This window comes from Acidobacteriota bacterium (assembly GCA_022340665.1).
Taxonomy (GTDB): Bacteria; Acidobacteriota; Thermoanaerobaculia; order Thermoanaerobaculales; family Sulfomarinibacteraceae; genus Sulfomarinibacter.
Window position 1 is genome coordinate 13,739 of sequence record JAJDNM010000145.1, and the last position, 18,651, is coordinate 32,389.

17 protein-coding genes are annotated in these 18,651 nt (G+C 60.8%); 8 read left to right on the forward strand and 9 right to left on the reverse strand.

Going from position 1 to position 18,651, the window contains the following annotated elements:
- Positions 1 to 25: 25 nt before the first annotated feature.
- A complete protein-coding gene (locus LJE93_16310; GenBank protein MCG6950476.1) occupies positions 26 to 805 on the reverse strand; it encodes a 3',5'-cyclic-nucleotide phosphodiesterase in 780 nt (259 codons plus the stop codon).
- Between the two features lie 41 nt (positions 806 to 846).
- Between LJE93_16310 and dprA the strand changes: the two genes are divergently transcribed.
- From dprA to LJE93_16325, 3 genes are all read left to right on the forward strand, one after another.
- A complete protein-coding gene (dprA, locus tag LJE93_16315; GenBank protein ID MCG6950477.1) occupies positions 847 to 1,908 on the forward strand; it encodes a DNA-processing protein DprA in 1,062 nt (353 codons plus the stop codon).
- A gap of 8 nt (positions 1,909 to 1,916) precedes the next feature.
- Positions 1,917 to 3,233 carry a methylenetetrahydrofolate--tRNA-(uracil(54)-C(5))-methyltransferase (FADH(2)-oxidizing) TrmFO gene (gene trmFO / locus LJE93_16320; GenBank protein ID MCG6950478.1) on the forward strand — a complete coding sequence of 439 codons (1,317 nt, stop codon included), beginning with the start codon at positions 1,917 to 1,919 and terminating at the stop codon, positions 3,231 to 3,233.
- Positions 3,234 to 3,297: 64 nt separating this feature from the next.
- Positions 3,298 to 3,543 (forward strand): hypothetical protein, encoded by a 246-nt coding sequence (locus tag LJE93_16325; GenBank protein ID MCG6950479.1) that lies wholly within the window; start codon positions 3,298 to 3,300, stop codon positions 3,541 to 3,543.
- A gap of 35 nt (positions 3,544 to 3,578) precedes the next feature.
- On the opposite strand, the gene LJE93_16330 is transcribed toward LJE93_16325, so the two are convergent.
- Both LJE93_16330 and LJE93_16335 read right to left on the reverse strand, forming a co-directional pair.
- Positions 3,579 to 4,496 (reverse strand): tyrosine recombinase, encoded by a 918-nt coding sequence (locus LJE93_16330; protein ID MCG6950480.1) that lies wholly within the window; start codon positions 4,494 to 4,496, stop codon positions 3,579 to 3,581.
- Positions 4,496 to 5,281, reverse strand: coding sequence for a glycosyltransferase family 2 protein (locus tag LJE93_16335; GenBank protein ID MCG6950481.1), 786 nt, complete (start codon positions 5,279 to 5,281; stop codon positions 4,496 to 4,498). Before LJE93_16335 ends, LJE93_16330 begins: the two co-directional genes overlap by 1 nt.
- Positions 5,282 to 5,430: 149 nt before the next feature.
- On the opposite strand from LJE93_16335, the gene LJE93_16340 reads away from it, so the two are divergent.
- Positions 5,431 to 5,625: a DUF4177 domain-containing protein gene (locus tag LJE93_16340; protein ID MCG6950482.1), complete on the forward strand. Its 195-nt coding sequence runs from the start codon at positions 5,431 to 5,433 to the stop codon at positions 5,623 to 5,625.
- A gap of 12 nt (positions 5,626 to 5,637) precedes the next feature.
- Here LJE93_16340 and LJE93_16345 read toward each other — a convergent pair whose 3' ends face one another.
- The 4 genes from LJE93_16345 to LJE93_16360 are packed head-to-tail and all read right to left on the reverse strand — an operon-like array spanning position 5,638 to position 10,995.
- Entirely contained in the window at positions 5,638 to 6,123 is a 486-nt protein-coding gene (locus LJE93_16345) for a hypothetical protein (GenBank protein ID MCG6950483.1), read from the reverse strand.
- Positions 6,120 to 8,318 carry a hypothetical protein gene (locus LJE93_16350; GenBank protein ID MCG6950484.1) on the reverse strand — a complete coding sequence of 733 codons (2,199 nt, stop codon included), beginning with the start codon at positions 8,316 to 8,318 and terminating at the stop codon, positions 6,120 to 6,122. The genes LJE93_16345 and LJE93_16350 overlap by 4 nt, the downstream gene beginning before the upstream one ends.
- A gap of 59 nt (positions 8,319 to 8,377) precedes the next feature.
- Positions 8,378 to 10,474, reverse strand: coding sequence for a HAMP domain-containing protein (locus LJE93_16355; protein MCG6950485.1), 2,097 nt, complete (start codon positions 10,472 to 10,474; stop codon positions 8,378 to 8,380).
- Complete coding sequence (locus tag LJE93_16360; protein MCG6950486.1) at positions 10,474 to 10,995, reverse strand: DUF4390 domain-containing protein; 522 nt, start codon at positions 10,993 to 10,995, stop codon at positions 10,474 to 10,476. The genes LJE93_16355 and LJE93_16360 overlap by 1 nt, the downstream gene beginning before the upstream one ends.
- A 53-nt stretch (positions 10,996 to 11,048) precedes the next feature.
- Between LJE93_16360 and LJE93_16365 the strand changes: the two genes are divergently transcribed.
- The 3 genes from LJE93_16365 to uvrA all read left to right on the forward strand — a co-directional run bounded on the left by LJE93_16365 (position 11,049) and on the right by uvrA (position 16,125).
- The gene (locus tag LJE93_16365) at positions 11,049 to 12,602 is read left to right on the forward strand and encodes an HD domain-containing protein (protein ID MCG6950487.1); all 1,554 of its coding nucleotides are present in this window, start codon (positions 11,049 to 11,051) and stop codon (positions 12,600 to 12,602) included.
- Complete coding sequence (gene smpB, locus LJE93_16370; GenBank protein ID MCG6950488.1) at positions 12,599 to 13,060, forward strand: SsrA-binding protein SmpB; 462 nt, start codon at positions 12,599 to 12,601, stop codon at positions 13,058 to 13,060. The genes LJE93_16365 and smpB overlap by 4 nt, the downstream gene beginning before the upstream one ends.
- Positions 13,061 to 13,317: 257 nt before the next feature.
- Positions 13,318 to 16,125: an excinuclease ABC subunit UvrA gene (gene uvrA / locus LJE93_16375; GenBank protein MCG6950489.1), complete on the forward strand. Its 2,808-nt coding sequence runs from the start codon at positions 13,318 to 13,320 to the stop codon at positions 16,123 to 16,125.
- Between the two features lie 36 nt (positions 16,126 to 16,161).
- On the opposite strand, the gene fabL is transcribed toward uvrA, so the two are convergent.
- A complete protein-coding gene (gene fabL, locus LJE93_16380; protein MCG6950490.1) occupies positions 16,162 to 16,920 on the reverse strand; it encodes an enoyl-[acyl-carrier-protein] reductase FabL in 759 nt (252 codons plus the stop codon).
- 137 nt (positions 16,921 to 17,057) lie between these two features.
- On the opposite strand from fabL, the gene LJE93_16385 reads away from it, so the two are divergent.
- The gene (locus LJE93_16385; protein ID MCG6950491.1) at positions 17,058 to 17,351 is read left to right on the forward strand and encodes an HU family DNA-binding protein; all 294 of its coding nucleotides are present in this window, start codon (positions 17,058 to 17,060) and stop codon (positions 17,349 to 17,351) included.
- Between the two features lie 131 nt (positions 17,352 to 17,482).
- On the opposite strand, the gene LJE93_16390 is transcribed toward LJE93_16385, so the two are convergent.
- On the reverse strand, positions 17,483 to 18,651 hold a 1,169-nt coding region (locus tag LJE93_16390), incomplete at its 5' end, for a TonB family protein (protein MCG6950492.1).

Below are 18,651 nucleotides of genomic sequence, written 5' to 3' on the forward strand. Positions count from 1 at the left end.
GATCCTCCTGATTTCGCCAGTCGAATCAGAATTGGTATACCCGATCCTGTTCGAGTTCCTCAACCGCGTGCGGCAGCGTCGTTGCCGCCAACTCCCCCCTCAGCTCCTCCACGTATGGTGGCTTGAAGTGGTAGATGTACACGGGGACATCGCGGTCGAGCTTGGCGAGTTCAGCGGCGAGGGTTTGCGGAGTCAGGTGACGGCTGACGTCGGCCACCTCCTGGAGGCGATTCGGGAATGAGACCTCGGTAATGATCGCGGCGAGATCCTCGGTAGCGTTGGCGACCTCCCAGATGCGCGTCGTGGGACCGGTGTCCGATGTGAAGATCACGCTCGAAGCACCCTGGCGGAGCAGCAGCCCGGTTGTAGGAACGATATGGTTGACGTTGACCGCCTCGACTTCGAGCGTGCCACCGGGAAGCTCCCCGATCACAAAAGGCGATTCGATGACGATCTCATTGAACCGGACTGAAGGGTAGAGGTGGTTCGGGATGCGCGTGAAATCTGGCCATGTGTCGTTGTTGAACAAGTGTCGTCGGACACCGGCGAGGACTTGTTTTGTGCAGAAAATCGACACCGGTTCTTCACTCGCACCGAAGGAATTCTCAATCAGAAACGGCAGGGAGTTTGTGTGATCCATGTGGGTGTGGGTGATGAGCACATGCCGAATCTGTCGTTGCTCCTCGATCGTCAGGGCGCGCGTAATCGCGCCCGCATCGATCGCCACCCTTCTATCGATCAGAAACGACGTCATTCTGCAGACAGGACTGTCGCCCCCGAAACTTCCCAGCACCCGAAATTCCATGCCCCGAGTATAACCGTTACGACCCGGGTACCATGAGTGCGATGAATCACGCGGACTCTCAATTGCTACGGCTCGGGCTGGTGCTTGCCGGAGGGGGCGCTCGTGTTCGCCGACTCGTGGCCCGGCTGCCGAGCGCCGAAACCGACCTTGAGGCGTTGGCCAATATCGGGGCGCCACGAGCACTGCTTGCTACGGCCGACAGGCTCGCAGCTTCGGAGGCCCCCGAGGTGATTCGGCGAATCAGCGAAATCGGATGGCGCTGGGTGGTTCCTGGGGACGGAGATTATCCGGAGCTCCTTGAGGCATCATCCGATCCTCCCCTCGGCCTGTTCGTGCGAGGGGAACTGAAGAGATCACCAGCCGTGGCAATTGTAGGGGCACGTCGGGCGACCCCGTATGGTCTGCAAGTCGCTCGACTGCTCGGCGAGGAGCTCGGCCGCGGTGGAGTGGTCGTGGTTTCCGGAATGGCCCGAGGGGTCGACGAGGCCGCGCACCGCGGATGTTTGGAGGTGGGGGGGTCGAGTTGGGCGGTGTGGGGTGCCGGCCCGGACAGGATCTATCCACCAGAACACGCGCGGTTGGCGAATGAGTTGGCTGCGACCGGTGCGTTGGTCACCGAATACCCGCCCGGCACGCCGCCGCGACGGCATCATTTTCCGGAACGAAATCGCGTCATCGCCGCCCTGACCGCCGCCGTCGTGGTGGTTGAGGCCGCGGCGCGCTCCGGGGCGCTCATCACCGCGCGGCTCGCCAACGAGGAGGGCCGCGAGGTCCTGGCTGTGCCGGGCAACATCTTTTCGAAGCTGTCAGTAGGCCCGAACACGCTGTTGAGGGTGGGCGCGAGACCCTTGTTGACACCCCGCGATCTCTTCGACGCCATCGGGTGCGAAGCGCCTCCTCCGGCGCGCGAGGCAGAAGATCGTGGCCTTCTCCGGTTCATCGCTCCGGGCGAGGCGGTGACGGTTGATGAAATTGCCGGGCGCGCCGGTCTCGAAGTCTCGGCCGTGCTCGCCGCCCTTGTTGCGCACGAGTTGGCCGGCGAAGTCGTACGCGAGCAGGATGGTCGGTTTGCTCTGGTGCACGTCAGGGGCAGCGGGAGGTGAGCAACAGGGTGCTGGTAGTGGGCGGTGGCCTCGCGGGGAGCGAGGCAGCCTGGCAACTCGCTGAGGCGGGCATCGAGGTCAGTTTGGCTGAAATGCGGCCGCATCGTCAAACCCCGGTTCATCGGAGCGATCGGCTCGCGGAACTGGTGTGTTCGAACTCACTTCGCGGCGACGGGCCGGCCAACGCCGTTGGTGTTCTCAAGGCCGAGATGGAGGAGCTCGGGTCGCTGATCATTCGCGCTGCACGTCATTCCGCAGTGCCTGCGGGGGGCGCCCTGGCAGTCGATCGCGAGGCATTCGCGCGGATGGTCACGGATGCGATTTCAGACCATCCGAAGATTGGGGTCGAACGGCGCGAGATCGAGGAACTGCCGGCTGGGCCGGCAATCATCGCAACCGGACCACTGACATCTCCAGCATTTCACCACGCCCTAGACGAAGCGCTTGGAGACGACGCGCTCGCCTTTTTCGACGCGGTGGCACCAATCGTCGCCGCGGACTCTCTTGACTTCAGCCGTCTCTTTCGTGCCTCGCGGTACGGCAAGGGCGATGGCGACGACTACCTCAACAGCCCACTTGACCGCGATGCCTATGAGCAGTTTGTGAACGCTCTGTTGGCGGCGGAGAAGGTTCCATTCAAGGACTTTGAAGAGAGGGACACGCCGTATTTCGAGGGCTGCCTACCGATCGAGGTGATGGCCGAACGGGGCCGCGACACCCTGCGTTTCGGGCCAATGAAGCCGGTCGGTCTAGAGAATCCTGCGACTGGTCGTCGGCCCTGGGCGATTGTTCAGCTTCGCCAGGATGATCTCGCGGCGGAACACTGGAACATGGTCGGCTTTCAGACCAAGCTTACCCACGGAGAGCAGCGGAGGATTTTTCGCACCCTCCCCGGCCTCGAAGAGGCGCGCTTTGTCCGGTTGGGGATGATTCATCGGAACACCTTCATCAACGCGCCGCGGCACCTTGATCCGATGCTCCGCCTGAAAGGCAGACCAGATTTACGCCTCGCTGGTCAAATCACGGGTGTCGAGGGATACGTCGAGTCGGCTGCAACCGGTTTTTTGGCCGCCCGTATGCTGAGCGCCGAGCTCGCCGGCGTCGAAATTGGGATGCCCCCACCGGAATCGGCGATGGGCGGGTTGATGAGGCATCTCACAGAGAGCAACCCGGAGCGATTCCAACCGTCAAATATCAATTGGGGCCTGATGGCTGTTCCGCTGGAGGTGTCGGGCGTACGAGATCGTCGTGCGCGGCGTCTCCAGCATGCGGCGATCGCGGTCGAGCGGTGTCGAGCCTGGGGGAACTCCCTCCGACAGACGTGACCACGATCACAACGAACTCAGAACCATATCCTGGCTTTGAGCGTCTATCCCTATGAGGAGAGAAATGGGAAAACGGTTGTCTTCACACACCCCTGGTACGAAACATGACGCGGTCGATAGCTTCCCACGCGATTTACGTCGGGCGACGGTCGTTGTAGGAGACACTGGCACTTCTGCCGAAGTGCTCGCATTTCCTCCGGGCCGGTTGGTCGAGCTGGGGGCCGAGTTCCAGCATCACGGCATGACCTGGGTAGTGACGAGTGTGCAACGAGACAGCGGCATCGCAGTTGCCGAGCCGGTCGCCTATTGAGATGCACGCATTCGCTCCCTAGGGCCAGCTCGACTTCACCCCTTCGGGTGGCTTCGACGGTGGACTTCCATGAGGTGCGCTAAATCGACCCTCGTGTAAATCTGCGTGGTTGCGAGCGAACTGTGACCGAGGAGCTCCTGAATCGCCCTCAGATCCATCCCCGCCTCTAGGAGATGGGTTGCGAAGGCGTGCCGTAGCGCGTGAGGGTGCAGGTGATTGATATCCGCTGTTTTGCGAACGGCACGATCGAGCTGGCGACGAATAGATCGGTCGGTGAGGCGACCGCCACGCTGGTTGACGAACAACGGTTCAGTTTCGTCAATAACCCCGCGCCGCCACCGGACACGATCACCGAGATATCTTCGGATGGCGTCAGCGGCTGGCCGCCCGAAGGGTACCAGTCGTTCCTTCCGCCCCTTGCCTCGCACCCTGACCACGCGCTCATCGAGCTTGATGTCATCGAGATCGAGGGCCACGAGTTCGCTGACGCGGAGGCCGGCAGCATAGAGTAGCTCCATGGCCGCCCGATCGCGGCGCCCGGCCGCTGTGTCCGGGAAGCCTTCAAGGAGCTCCTCGATAGAATACCGGTCCGCGACATCTGGAGTCTTCTTGATGTCCTGAGGATGGGGCACTGCATCGGCTGGACTTGATTGGAGGACGCCCTCAGCGACGAGAAATCTGAAGAATGTCCGCAATGCAGCCAATCCGCGAGCCACAGACCGAGGCTGAAGGCCGCGTGAATGGAGGTGGGCAAGGTACGTACGCAGGGTCCTCGGGGTCACATCCGTGGGAGCATTGCTGGCGAGTTCGTCGACAACAAATGTGAGGAACGAGAGGACCTCGCGCCGGTAGGCACGGAGGGTTGCCGGCGAGAGGTTGCGTTCCCATTCGAGATGCTCCAGGAATGCATCTATGAGCCACCGGTTGTCGTGGTCGATCCCAACTCCGGTCATCATGACAGGTTCTCCGGTGGGCCGCAAAACTGCCCAAGACCGCGCCACCACCAGAGCTTCAACATGTCGCGGAACATCTGAGCTGAGTGGCGAACCGCCATCACACGGGAAGCTTCGACATGTTGCCACCGGACACCGACCTCTTTCGTTTCGAAACCCCAGTGATCTGCGAGAAGCATCAGTTCGACATCGAAGGCGAAACCATCCAGACGTTGAACGGTTGCCAGGGCCCGAGCCAGGTCGCCCGGAAAGAGCTTGAAACCGCATTGGGTGTCGAGGATCGACGTCAAGCCGAGAAATCTGAGCATGCGATTGAATGTGCGGCCCATCAGGTCCCGATGCAATGGTTGTGGTTTTTCAATGAGCCGCCGCTCGACGGCTCTTGAGCCGACGGCCACCGCGCTACGAGAGGCGACCCGCGTCAACAGTTGCAGCTCTTCGATGGGGGCTGAAAGGTCGGCATCCGTGAGCAAGACCCATTGCCCGGTGGTGTGACTGAATCCCGTACGTACCGCAGCCCCTTTCCCACGGTTGACCGTGTGTCGCACCACGCGGAGGGTTACGCCAGGAGGGACCGCCGCGGCCTCCGCCGAGGCGGCAGTCCCATCCGATGATCCGTCGTCGACAACGATGATTTCCGCTGGCTGCCAATCCGGGTGGTCGCCCAGATAAGCGCCGATTCTATCGAGAGTATGAGGCAGGCGCTGGCCTTCATTGAACGCCGGGATGACCACCGATAACTCGCGCTCGAGTGCCTCCTGGTTCCCTTTTATCGCAAAACTCACCCGTTGCTCCGAAGTCTCGACACCGTACCAAACTATAGGACTCCGCCCGAGAAGTCGATGCTAAACTCCGGTCGCGAACACACCGCAAAATAGAGGGTTTGTGATCGATCGCATCTCGGGAGAGTTTTGCAGACGCCCTGGAGGACTTTATGGAAATCAAACGATGGGAGTACAAGATCATCAACATCCGGTCCGAGAATTACCGCATCGATCCGGCCAAGGAGAGCGAGCTCAACGAACTTGGCGATGACGGTTGGGAGCTCGTAGCAATCACCGCAATCAATTACAAGACGGCCGCCACCGATCACATCGGCATGGTGTTCAAGCGGGGCAAAGCAGGATGATCGCCCTCTCGTTCACGCGGTGCCGGTGACCACCTCAGAACCTCCGGCACGGCGTAAGATCGAGCCGTCCGTCCCGATGATTGCGGAGAATCCCAATGTGACAACGCCGACTGCTGCTGCGGCCAGAACCCACTTCGTGCGCGCTGGCGGCACCGGTTCCGAAAAGCTCACCCCGGCGAGCAACATTCCCGGTGTTGCCTGACGGATTACGACCAATATGGCTGTAGCGAAGATCCACCAGACCACGGCAAGCGCTGCGGCCCAGCCAAATGCCGCCGGCGCAGGCCGCTCGCCAAGTAGGAAAATGGCGACGAGGGCACCGGTGCAGACGGCCAGCATCACGACTAGGTCCCCCCATGCAGATGCCATCAGATTGAGGGCCGGGGGTGGCGGCGAGTCGGGGTCTCGCACCACCGACTTGGGCGGGGCAATTTCATGGGCGCGCTCGGCCAGGGCGTCCCAGTCTCCCAGAACCTGGTCGCGGTTGTCTTCGGTCATCGTTCGACCAGGTTGCCAACAAAGATCTCGAGCTGCATGTCCACTGGGCGTGTTTTGTAGGTCGACACGAACTCGAGAATTCGCGGTATCTCGCTGTCTTCCGGAAGACGCTGCTGGAGATCTGTGAGATAGGTTTCAGCGGCGGGGAGATTGAACGCGCGAAGTTCTTCCAGGGCCGCGTTGAACAGATAGCGGTTATAGGCTGCGATAAGCTCGGGATCGTCGGCACGTGTCGTCATCAACCGCTCGGCAAGCTCGACAGCAGATCGATAATCGCCAGAGTCCGCGGCATCATGGAGATCGGCCGCCGCCGGCTCCACCCCGAGAATTTCTTGGCGTACCGTTTCGAGCCCCAGATCATTGGGGTGGGCCTTCAGTTCGGCTGTCACGCGTTCGTATGCCGCCATCCAATGTCCTTCGGCGAGGAGCTCGCTGCATACCGCCAGACCCTCCGGAATAGGCGTCGGCACCGGTGTGGCAACCGCCGCGCGGTACCGTTCGAGGGCTCGATCAATCCGCACCTGGAAGGGGTCACCAGGGTCGTCGCTGGAGTTTTCCTCGAGCAGGAGGATGGCCTCCTCCACACGTTTCTGCTCGAACATCTCGTTCGCTTCTGCGAGGACCCTGTTCACGACGTTGACCCGTGCTTCAGACTCCGGCTCGGGAGCGAGAACCCCGCCGAACCACATCGCGATCCCGACGAGAGCGACGCCAACAGCTGCCGCTGCAACCCACCTCCACGGGATGTGTTTTGGTTGCACTTTTTTGGATGGCCGGGGTTTCGGCAGGTCGTCGGGCGCGCTCGGCATGGCGGCGATCTCTTCAGAAAGGTCTGCAATCTCTGCAGCCTCATCGGTGAAAAGCTCGTCCTCGAGATCCGGCATCGCGGCGTGTCCGGCGGGTCCTGTCGAATCGGGTTGCGCACCCCGTTGAATTTCCTCCTGGAGGATGGTTGCTTCGACGTGGTTCGGGCTCAACTCGAGAACACGCCGCACAAAATCGGCTGCCAGATCAGAGTCGCCGTGTTGGTGTGCCGAACGCGCATCCTCCAACATAGGTTCGATCCGACGATCGACCTCGTCCTTGGCATGACGGATGTGTTCGATGCGGTCGAGGGCCTCTTCGTGAGAATGGTCTATGAGCAGAATCCTCGACCAGGCGTCAATCGCCCCGCTGTAGTCGTCGTCGGCCGCAGCCGATCCCCCCTTGAACAAAAGATCACGAATCACGGCCTGAGGATCGTTCGGATCGACCTCTGTCTCTTCGGTGTCCTCAACAGCTGCCGCCGGCCCGGTTTCGAAGACTTCGGCGCCAGCTTCTTCATCGTCGTAATATGGTGCATCATCTTGGTCTGCTTGAGGTTCGGGACCGGGCGGCACTTCTTTTTCAGCCGGTTTTTGGGGGGTTATTTCGGCGGCGGCTGAAACGTGCGGTTGGGGAGCAGTGGGAGCCGGCTCCTCTGCGGCAGCAACATCGCCAAAAACATTCGCAGTACCGTCGCCGATGTCTGACACATCCGTGCCGGTGTCGGTGAACAGCTCACCGGTATCGACCTGGGGCCCGAAAATACCCCCGTCAGACTCTTCGAGTTCTTCTTGACGAGCGATTCCATTTTCAAGTCCGGGGGAGGCCTCGACTGTCACGCCGTGCTCTTCTATATCGGCAATGGTCTCCGCTATCCCGGTATGGTGGGGATCAAGCGCCTGCGCCATCATCACGAAGTTGGCCGCTTCGCGAGAATCTCCCTCTGCCAGGGCTTTGCGCGCTTGTTGAAGGAAATGGGTGACCTGAGTGGCGCCCTTGGTTGCATCCTCGATTTGCGACAGGAGAAAGCGCGCTTCCTCGTGGCCCGGGATATCCAGCAACACCTGGTCGACCTTTTCTCGGGCGAGGTCGAAATCGCGTTCGTCGAAGGCTTCGACCGCCTCCACCAAAAGGTTGTTGATGACCGCGGACGTCGGAGCCTGAAGCTGTTCCAAAACGTCCCCGAGATCGATCTCCGTGGCCCCTGAAGACAGTTGCTGGTGAAGGCTTTTAGCGGGTGCGTAGGCGGGGTCCAGCCGGAGCACGAACTCGAGACCGATGAGGGCTTCCTCCTGATTCCCTTGCTGGAGCTTTCCTACCACCTGCTTGAAGGCGGTCATGACTCGATCTTGGGCCTGTTGAGAGAGCTCGGGGTTCCCGGGATACGCCATGTAAACGATGGTAACAGGCAGTTCAGGAGAGGGTCAACGGAACCGACAGGTGACAAAAGTCAGTGGCCGGATGACACGAGTGCGTTTTCAAGGACGATCCGGACCCGGGTGCCGCCCTTTTCCAGAGTGCGCAACTCGAGGGTGCCACCATGCTCGGACACGACGCGATGGACGAGAGCGAGACCCATCCCTGAGCCTCGCCCCTTGGTGGAAAAAAAGGGCTCGAGCAAGGTCTCGGTGTCCTCTGTCGGGAGACCCACACCCGTGTCTACGACCTCAATGATCACGTCCTTTCCCGCGGCCCGAGCCGATATGTCGATGCTGCCGTCGCCGGAAACAGCCCACACGGCATTATCGACGACGTTGACAAGGGCTTGTCGGAGGAGGATCGGATCCACCATGGCATCGATCTCGTCTGGCGGAAGGTTCACGCGAACCTCGACCCCCTCGCGAACTCCGCCGTACAAGGATCTCAGCTCGCGGAAAATTTGCCCGAGATTCGTCGGTTGCGGTTTGACGGCAGGCATCCTGGCGTACTCCTGGAAAGCGTCTACCAACTCTTTCAGACCAGCAACCTGAGAAATGATTGCCTCGCAGCCAGAGGTGACGATTTCTCGGCGCTCGTCGTCGAGGACGTCCGCGCGGCGTTGCATTCTTTCTGCCGCCAAGCGAATCGGCGTCAGAGGATTCCGGATTTCGTGCGCAATACGTTGCGCCACCTCGCTCCAGGCCGCCTGGCGCTGTGCCTGGATGAGTTGTGAGAGATCATCCATGGCCACAACGCGTCCGCCGCCTGGAAGGGGCCTCGAGGTGATGTCCACACGCAGAGTTTCCCCGCCAGCCTCGAGGTCGATCTCGCAACTCAGATCTGCCGGCTGGCCTGGCAATAGCCGTGCGTGAAGTTCCTCCAAGCCGGGCCGGTTGAGATTGTCCAGGGGTTGCCAAATATGTGCCCACTCTTCGTGACCCAGCATTGCAGCCGCTGCAGGATTCGGAAGGAAGTCTTCGCCGTCGGCGCTGACTGATAACACACCGGTGGACACAGTCGCGAACAACGTTGCGAGTTCTTGGTTGGACGTTAAGATCTCGGCCTCGGTAGCTCGGACACGCCGAACCATGGCGTTGAAAGAATTCACCAGCACAGCAACCTCGTCCGAGGCCGGAACCTCGACCTCCTCGAGGGCGTTGCCTTCGGCAACCCGCTGCGTGGCGCCAGCTACAACCAGAAGGGGTTCGGTGAAGCGCCGCGAAAGGTAAAGACCCACCCATACGGTTGCAAAAAGCAGAAGCAGCGTGACGGCGAGAAGAACCAGTACCGTGGTAGCGGTGATGGTGCCCTGGCCTTGCTTCATTTCCTGGAACTGGGCATCGGCGGCAATCGCGTTCTCGAGATGGAGGAGGAGGTCGCGCGGGAGCATGTCCCCGACGACGACGATGCCGCCGCCCTCGATCGGGCTCCAGGCGCGAAGCAACAAGCCGCCGCGCCATCGATCCGCCCGAACTCCGGAGGAGGGAAGATTTTCCCATCTCAGGGGTGGCAGCGATGCCGGAATTCGCCGCGGGTCGGCGACCATTTCTTCGAGGTCTTCTTCTTCATACAACGCGACGAGATCGACTCCGAGCAGACGCTGGAGATGAGCAAGATCTTCGCGGGCGGTGCCACGCTCGAGCTCCTCTGCGGCCACTGCGGCCTGTTGCCGCAGATTTTCTTCGATGAGCTCTCTGAGCTGGACGGTGACTTCCGCACCCCCACGCAGAATCGCTTCGACTGGGGCAGAAAACCAGCGATCGATCGATCCCTGGAGGAGATTGGTTGCAATCAGAAAGATCAGGATGACAGGAACGAACGTGAGCCCAACGTAGGTCAACACCAGTTTGGTGCGGAAACGACTGCCAAGGACCCCTTCGCGCCGGTCGACGGCAAGTCGTATGAGATTCCGCAACAGAATGAAGCTGAGGATGAGAATTAGAGAGACGTCGAGGTACCACAGTACGAAGAGAAGCACCCGGTTGGTCAGTTCTTCAGCAGAAGTTTCCTGGGCGCGTTGCAGGAGATAGAAGCCTCCCGTCGAGAGAATCATCAGGACGATGAATGCCCAAACGAGGAAGCGATTTTCTCGGTGGTACCGCCCCCAGGCGGCACGGAGCCGGCTCATTATTCTTCCCGTTGAGCCTCGAGTTGCACCTCGATCCAATCCGTCCCTTCAGTGGAGGGAAAGATCAACCAGGTGGTTCCACTCGAAAAAACTGCTCGCGACCGCACTCTGAGAAAGGCGTCGCGTCGACCCTTCGGGATCGGTATCTCAATTGGGGGCGGTGCTGCGAGCCATTGCTCGGCGACCTCCGCCGAGTCGACCTCGCGGCTGGCGGTGGTTGAACCGTTGACAATCAATTGACAAAGATACCGACCTGTTACTGCATCGAAGGTGACGGTGGTGCGAGCCACGCCCTTCCATATCTTGCGGTCCGGGAAAAACTTTCGCCTGGAATAAACGCGCAAGAGATAATCGATCTCGACCCGTGCCCCAGAAGACACCGCCCCGATCACCGACTCGGGAACTCCGGAAGAGAGCCCGCACTGAATAACCAATTCCTCTTCACCTCGATCGACATCGAGAATGATCGGGTTGGCGGTGATACTCGCCATCAGCAGGACGACGACTGCGAGACTCGACATGGTGCGCCGATTCTACCGCGGAATCAGCCAAAGATGTTGCCGCGGATGGTACAGTGGATCGATTCAATGACTTGCGTGGAGGGGTGGTGATGGGCGCCAACATACCGGGCTGGTCACCGGAGATCGAACGAGGGTTCAAGGAGATCCTCTTTCGCTTTCTGGAGGAGATCCAGTGCACCAGAGCAGCGCTCTATCTCTATGTTCCCGAGGGAAAGTTCCTGCTCGCCACCCAGTATGGTTTCGGCCGTCGTGATGTGCTGGCCGTCGAGCATGGCCTCCAGGACCCGATGGTGCGACGGGTCCGCGATCTCGAGTCGATGCCTACCGCATTCAATCGCAAACAAGATCTCGGAGAACTCAAGGACTACCTGAAGAGTGCCGGAAACTCCAAACTTCTCCTCGCTCCACTGATCGCAAACGGCGAGATCATTGGCTTTGTCGATGCGCGAGACAAGGGGCGCAAGCGAGCCTTCGAGAAGGCCGACGTCGCCAGCGCCAAGGCCATCGCGTCCGCGATGGTCGAGTACGCTGGACGCACCGGGTACATTTTCTCGGAAGACGAGGTGGCGGGGCCCGAGGAAAAAGGACCGCTGACTACGGGGCCAGTCGTGCTCGGACCTCCCCGAGCGCCGATGCTCGATGAATCGGGCCTGGAGAACATCCATGATGCGGCGCTCGAAGCGGTTCTCGATCATCAGGTGGTGGCTGTTGCTGTAACGCTGATGACGCAGGAGGAGGCTGCCACCCTCGTCAACCAACGAGAGGGAAACTCGGATTTCGACCGTGACGCGCTCGTGCGTCATCAATGTTCGGCCCTTGCCGAGGCGGGCATCGCTCCGCCTGACCGGGGCGCGTGGCAAATCGAGGTGCGTGCGGTGCCGACCACCGCTGATCCATCTCCCTCGCCGGTGATCGCATCGGCAGTTCTGATTGAGAGCCCCGATGTCGGCGCACTGGCGGCGTCGGTCATATCGGGTGGAGGCGCAAGCAGCGCCCGGGCAACGCTGATGCGTCTTCAGGCGCGTGCAGAGGATGCAAAAGAGAAATCCGCCCTCAGGTTTTCGCGCCGCAGTTTGGCGCGACGCCTGCTCCAGCCAGGGGCGCGCACCTATCCCGATCTCGTCGCCCACTCCGAGGCAGTCTCCAGGCTCGTCTTCTCGATGGCCAAGGAACTCGAGTTGGGTCCGGCCCAGGCCGAAGAAGCGGCGCTCGCTGGCCTGCTCCACGATGTCGGCATGCGCGAACTCGATTACGAACGCCTTTACCGTTCGGCTTCACCGTCGGCTGACGATCGCGTACGATTTCAGAAGCATCCCGTCATCGGCGAGAGAATCCTCTTTGGCACGGGTCTGGACAACATAGTGAATGCGGTTCGGCATCACCACGAAAGATGGGATGGCACGGGTTACCCCGACCGTCTGGCTCGCGATGACATTCCGTTCCTTGCCCGATTGGTTCACGTCGCCGAGGTCTACGATGTACTCACATCACCAGGCCGTTATCGTCCGACGGTGAGCCAGGAAAGAGCATTTGAAGTCATAGAACGGGGCAAGGGCCATCAGTTCGACCCGGAGATCGTGGAGGTGCTCGCGAAGGTGGTCCAATGAGCGAAGGCCGCAGGGTCCTGGCAACCAACCGAAAAGCTCGTCACGTATATCATCTTCTCGAAAGAGAAACGGCTGGTATCGAGCTTCTCGGCACAGAGGTGAAGGCGATCCGTGACGGGAAGATCAACCTCAAGGAAGCGTATGTCGCATTTGTCGGGGGGGAAGCCTTCCTGGTCGGTTGCCACGTGGGCACTTACGAAGCCTCGGGCTATGCCCATCACGACCCGATTCGCCGACGCCGATTGCTGCTCCACAAACGCCAAATCGAGCGACTGTCAGCCAAGGTCCAGGAAAAGGGCCTGACAGTGGTGCCGCTGAGCGTTTTTTCCGAGGGGAACTGGATCAAGGTGGAGATCGCTCTTGCGCGCGGCAAACAGTTGCACGACAAGCGCGAGACTCTGCGCCGGCGCACACTCGATCGCGAAGCCGAACAGGCGATCAAAGAGCGCGGCCGTTAGATTTGCGACAATCGGGGAATGGTATAATCGCGGCGTAAACGTCGCCTGGTTGGTGGCGGCCGTAAGGTACCGTGTTGCAGTGTGGAACGAGCGGGAACGCCGCGGTTCGGTCAGGTGTTTCTTTGATTGACGCCGGTTGCGGGCCCAACCACCGTGCACTGGCCTCAGCGGCCGGTGAGGGTTGAATCCACCTTACAGGTGCGGGAAGCACGAACGCGGCCGGAGCGAATGAAACCCATGGACACGGAGAATGCCGGATGCAGGAAGACATTATCATCCGCGGAGCTCGCGAGCATAATTTGGCCAATATCGACGTCACCATCCCGCGTGATCGTCTGGTAGTGATCACCGGAGTTTCAGGCTCCGGCAAGTCATCTCTGGCGTTCGATACCCTGTTTGCCGAGGGCCAACGACGGTACGTGGAATCGCTGTCAGCCTACGCCCGCCAGTTCCTCGACCAGATGGAAAAACCCGACGTCGACACCATCGACGGGCTGTCGCCGGCGATTTCGATCGAGCAGAAGACGACGTCGCGGAACCCCAGGTCGACGGTTGGCACGGTCACCGAAATACATGATTACCTGCGCCTCTTGTGGGCTTCCATTGGCCAGCCTGAATGCCCGGACTGTCAGCTACCGATCCGCCCGCGGAGCGTCCAACAGATGGTCGATCATCTCCTCGGCCTGCCCGAAGATACCCGGTTCATGCTCCTGGCACCGGTCGTCGAGGGGCGCAAAGGAGAACACAGGAGGGTCTTCGCTCAAATGGTCAGGGAAGGCTTCGTCAGAGCGCGGGTAGACGGCAAGATCACCGATGCCGGGGAGCCCGCCGAGCTCGACCGCAAGCGGAGGCACACCATCGAGGTCGTGGTGGATCGACTTTCGGTTCGCGAGGGGGTCGCCACGCGCCTTGCAGATTCTCTGGAGACCGCTCTGCGAGTCGGTGAAGGGTTGGCGCTGGCGGTCCTGGAAGATGGTGATGAAATAGTCCTGTCTGCGCGTCACGCCTGCCCCAGGTGCGGTTTCTCGCTGACCGAGATATCTCCGCGCCTGTTCAGCTTCAACTCGCCCCAGGGAGCGTGTCCAACCTGTTCCGGTCTGGGCTTCCTGCGCGAGGTCGACCCTGACAAGCTCATCCTCGACCCCGAACGGTCGCTGGCCAGTGGTTGCCTCGCGATGGTCGGCAAAAACCCAGGCTCCTGGTTCCGCCACCAGGTAGAGCAGATGTCGGAAGCGCTCGGCTTCGATCTCCAGACTCCGTGGCGCCGCCTGCCCGAGGAGGTCCGTCAGGTGCTGATGTACGGGACCGACGGAGAACACGAGTTCGTGTGGGAAGGACGAAAGGGAGCGTACCGATATCGCGATCGATTTGAAGGGGCACTTCCGCGGCTCGAGCGGAGGTTCGCCGAAACCAGCTCCGAGGCAGTACGCCGTGAGCTCGAAAAGTATATGTCTTTCGCAGCGTGCGGCGACTGCAAGGGGACGCGCCTCCGTCGCGAAGCGTTGTCGGTCAAAATTGCGGGCAACAGCCTGGTCGAAGTCTCGGCGCTACCTGTGAATCGTGCCCTGGATTGGTTTGACGATCTCGAACTATCCGAACGGGATGCGGAAATCGCCGCAAAGATCCTGCGAGAGGTCCGCGACCGCCTCGGCTTCCTGGTGTCGGTCGGGCTCGACTACCTGACCCTCGACCGTATGGCGGGCACGCTGTCGGGCGGTGAAAGTCAACGAATTCGACTCGCGACCCAGGTCGGTTCGAAGCTGATGGGGGTCCTCTACGTCCTCGATGAACCCTCGATCGGGCTTCATCAGCGGGATAATCGGAGGCTATTGGAAACCCTTAAGGGGATGCGAGACCTCGGCAACACCGTGGTTGTAGTCGAACATGACGAGGAGACGATCCGTGAAGCGGACTGGGTGATCGATCTCGGTCCAGGGGCGGGCCGCAATGGTGGGCGGGTGGTCGCGAGCGGACCACCTGAATCGTTGGAATCCGTCGAAGAATCCCTCACCGGCGCGTATCTCTCTGGAAAACGCTCCATACCGGTGCCAGCCAATCGGGCTCAGGGGAACGGGCACCGGTTGGTGATCCGTGGTGCGGCCGAGCACAACCTGAAAGAGATCGATGTCGAGCTACCCCTTGGCCGCCTGATTTGTGTAACTGGCGTCTCGGGCTCCGGAAAATCAACGCTGGTGAACGAGATCGTCCACAAGGCCGTTGCCCACGAACTCTATGGGACGCTGGCCAAGCCCGGTCGACACGCAGGTGTCGACGGAGTCGATCTTCTCGACAAGGTGATCGCGATCGACCAGTCGCCAATCGGTCGCACACCGCGCTCCAATCCCGCGACCTACACCAAGGTCTTCGATCCGATCCGAGCACTGTTTGCCGCGACCACTGACGCCCGAGCTCGTGGCTACAAGCCGGGGCGATTCTCGTTCAACGTTCGCGGAGGCCGCTGCGAGGCCTGTCAGGGCGCCGGCCAACTTCGCATCGAAATGCATTTTCTCCCCGACGTTTTCGTCACCTGCGATCAGTGCAAGGGCTCCCGATACAACCGCGAAACCCTCGAAGTCCACTACAAGGGCCTCAGCATCGCGGAGGTGCTTGATATGACTGTGAATCAGGCGCGTGAGGTCTTTGGGTCCGTGCCGAAGATCGTCCGAGTACTGGACACCCTGATCGCCGTTGGGCTGGGTTACCTTCACTTGGGTCAGCCGGCCACCACCCTTTCGGGTGGAGAAGCGCAGCGTATCAAGCTCTCACGAGAGTTGGCCAAAAGAGCAACTGGTCAGACGCTGTACCTGCTCGATGAACCGACGACCGGGCTCCACTTCGACGACGTGCACAAGCTCCTTGCGGTGCTTCACGCTCTGGTTGATCGCGGCAATACGGTTGTCGTCATCGAACACAACCTCGATGTCATCAAGACCGCCGACTGGATTCTCGATCTCGGCCCAGAAGGTGGTGAGGCGGGTGGTGAGGTCGTGGTTGCCGGTACGCCCAACGAGGTCGCGAAGTGCAAAGGTTCCCACACTGGTAAGTTCCTGAAGAATTTGTTATGAGGCCAGCCGCGGCAGGAGTTTCGCGGACAATTCCGGTCAAGCCAGGATCGAATACCCACCGTCCACAATCAGCGTCTGGCCATGGATCATGGATGCATACTCGGTGCACAGGTAAACCACCACATTCGCGACATCCTGCGGATGAACCAATCGCCCAGCCGGGGTCCGTTCCCGAGCGCTTTCCAGGAGCTGTTCGCGGTTCGGAAAATGCAGCAGCGCGTCGGTATCCACTGTGCCCGCTGAAACTGCGTTGATCCGAAGCCCTTCGGGCGCGAATTCCGCCGCCAGGTGACGCACCATCGACTCCAGGGCGGCCTTGGATGCACCGACCGCAGTGTAGTTGGGGATGGCTCGTAATGCACCGAGCGAGGACACCGCGACCAGGGCTTTCTCGCCACGCGAGGACAGATTCAGAAAATGCTGGGTTATTGGCAACAAGGCGGCAGCGTTGATATGCATGGCCCAATCGAAGTGGTGCATAGTGAGCTCTCGGGCAGGCCTGAGTACTCCGGATGCCGCGTTCGAGACGACAATGTCGAGCCCTCCCCACGCCGCGTCGATCGCGGAGAAGAGTCGCTCCACATGCTCTGGCTTGGCCACATTTCCCTTGAGCACGAGGGCTCGGACACCCCGTGCCTCGATCTCTGCCGCAGTCTCTTCCGCTCGTGCCCTGTTCCGGAGGTAATTGATTGCCACGTCAACCTTGAAATCGGCCAGGGAAAGAGCAATCGCGCGGCCGATGCCGCGAGACGACCCGGTCACCAAGGCTCGATTACCACGGAGTTTGAGATCCATTTGCACCTCCTGGGTCACAAACTACCCTCTGAATCGCCAGAAAACAAGCGGGGACAGGGGTTTTCTGGTGATTTCCCCTTGACAGCGCGACAGCAGGCCGCCAATATGTTCACTACATCAAAAACCTGGAGGTTCCGATGAACAAGACTGAAATGGCGATGAAGCTTGCAAAGAAGACCGGCATCAGTCAGGGCAAGGCCGCGGAGATCATCGACACGATGTTCTCTGCCCATCCGCGCAAGGGCCTGATTGCCACTGCTTTGGATGCAGGTGAGAAGGTGACGATTCCCGGCTTCGGCACGTTTGCCACCAAGCAGCGCGGTGCGCGCCAGGGCCGCAATCCGGCCACCGGCGCGACGATCATGATTCCGGCGAAGAAGTACGTGCACTTCAAGCCGGGCAAGACTCTCCGCGAGCGCGTCGAGAAGTAAGGAGCGGGTTGCCGCCGGTTTTGCGGGGTCGAACCTCTGCGAACCGCGGTGAGAAGCCGACCCTGCCTGGGTCGCTTATCGAGGCCGGGCTGACGCCCGGCCTCGTCATTTTTTGACGGATTTTGCCGTCGTCATCGGGTGACGAAACGATAGGCCTTGGTGACGGTGACGCGGGTTTTCACCCGCACGTCGTCTTTTGTCGCCGGCCTGAATCGGTATTTTCTGACAGCGTCCATCACCGCCTGTGGAATCCCGAAGCCCTCGTGATCGGCTCGGAGGACTGTCAGGTCCTCAACTGCTCCTTTGGCATTGACCGTCGCCTGCAGAATCACGATCCCGCGTCGCCTCGAATGGAGGGCGGCCCGCGGCCATGCGACCGGAGCTTCCTTGAGGATGACCGGCAGCGTGTCCACATTTGAAGGGTCGACAAAATCATTCTCGGCCACCACCGAAGGCGGCACGGCATCTGTCGGTTGCAGTGGGGCGGCGGCGGTCGGAGAGATTGTCGGCCGCGGCGGCGGTCGGGTTTCAGCAACTGCTGTCGCCTCTTCCGGAGGTGGGGGACTGGCTACCGACTGGAGTTCGGCCTCGAGCTGCGCCGCTTCGGCGGCCTGGATGTGCTCTGCCTCGAGATCCGCCTCCTGCTGAAGCTTTGCCTCTTCCTCGGCCGCGATCTGACGTTGGAGCTCCTCGCGACGGTGCTCCTCCTCACTGTCGCTCTGTCCTTGCGAGGCGCGGCGCTCGCTGTCGGCCAGACGCCGCTGCAGCTCCTCGATCTTTTCCTGCCGTGCGGTCAGCTCCTGGCGTATCTCCTCTTCTTTCTCCGCCATCATGTCGGAGACCAGGGCTTCAGCCAACTTTCGCATCTTCTCGTCCTGAGCTCGACGCTGGGCAGCGATCTCCTCGGCGGTGGGCGTTGGTGGGGGTGGGGGAACCGATGATCCTCGGCCAATCGTGAACCATAGGATCAGGGCAGTCGCTGCCGCGGCGACGACACCAGCGCCAATCCACAGGCCCCTGCCGGCTCGAGAGTGTTGCTCGCCTGAACTCGGTGACTCCATGATGGCCTCTGGATCTACGACAGGTTTCAGATACGGCCCGACGTCGATCTTCCTTTCTGCGGCGATCTGCTCTTCCTCGGCTTCGATCTCGGAACGGAAGAGGCGATCGACGAAGAGTGCGAGGTTGAAGGTCGTGGGACTGTAGGCGCCTCCGTAGAGAAGCCTGTCGAGCTCCTTCTTGAAATCGGCGGCAGAACCGAAGCGGTTCTCGGGGCGTGGGGCAAGTGCACGCTCGAGCA

Excerpts from the sequence above, each read along its gene's own strand:
- LJE93_16360 (MCG6950486.1), bottom strand. The coding sequence starts at position 10,995 with ATGTCGAGTCTCGCAGTCGTCGTCCTGCTGATGGCGAGTATCACCGCC.
- LJE93_16340 (MCG6950482.1), top strand. The coding sequence starts at position 5,431 with ATGGAAATCAAACGATGGGAGTACAAGATCATCAACATCCGGTCCGAG.
- LJE93_16385 (MCG6950491.1), top strand. The coding sequence starts at position 17,058 with ATGAACAAGACTGAAATGGCGATGAAGCTTGCAAAGAAGACCGGCATC.
- LJE93_16350 (MCG6950484.1), bottom strand. The coding sequence starts at position 8,318 with ATGGCGTATCCCGGGAACCCCGAGCTCTCTCAACAGGCCCAAGATCGA.
- LJE93_16330 (MCG6950480.1), bottom strand. The coding sequence starts at position 4,496 with ATGACCGGAGTTGGGATCGACCACGACAACCGGTGGCTCATAGATGCA.
- LJE93_16325 (MCG6950479.1), top strand. The coding sequence starts at position 3,298 with ATGGGAAAACGGTTGTCTTCACACACCCCTGGTACGAAACATGACGCG.
- fabL (MCG6950490.1), bottom strand. The coding sequence starts at position 16,920 with ATGGATCTCAAACTCCGTGGTAATCGAGCCTTGGTGACCGGGTCGTCT.
- LJE93_16345 (MCG6950483.1), bottom strand. The coding sequence starts at position 6,123 with ATGACCGAAGACAACCGCGACCAGGTTCTGGGAGACTGGGACGCCCTG.
- LJE93_16310 (MCG6950476.1), bottom strand. The coding sequence starts at position 805 with ATGGAATTTCGGGTGCTGGGAAGTTTCGGGGGCGACAGTCCTGTCTGC.
- dprA (MCG6950477.1), top strand. The coding sequence starts at position 847 with ATGAATCACGCGGACTCTCAATTGCTACGGCTCGGGCTGGTGCTTGCC.
- uvrA (MCG6950489.1), top strand. The coding sequence starts at position 13,318 with ATGCAGGAAGACATTATCATCCGCGGAGCTCGCGAGCATAATTTGGCC.
- smpB (MCG6950488.1), top strand. The coding sequence starts at position 12,599 with ATGAGCGAAGGCCGCAGGGTCCTGGCAACCAACCGAAAAGCTCGTCAC.
- LJE93_16355 (MCG6950485.1), bottom strand. The coding sequence starts at position 10,474 with ATGAGCCGGCTCCGTGCCGCCTGGGGGCGGTACCACCGAGAAAATCGC.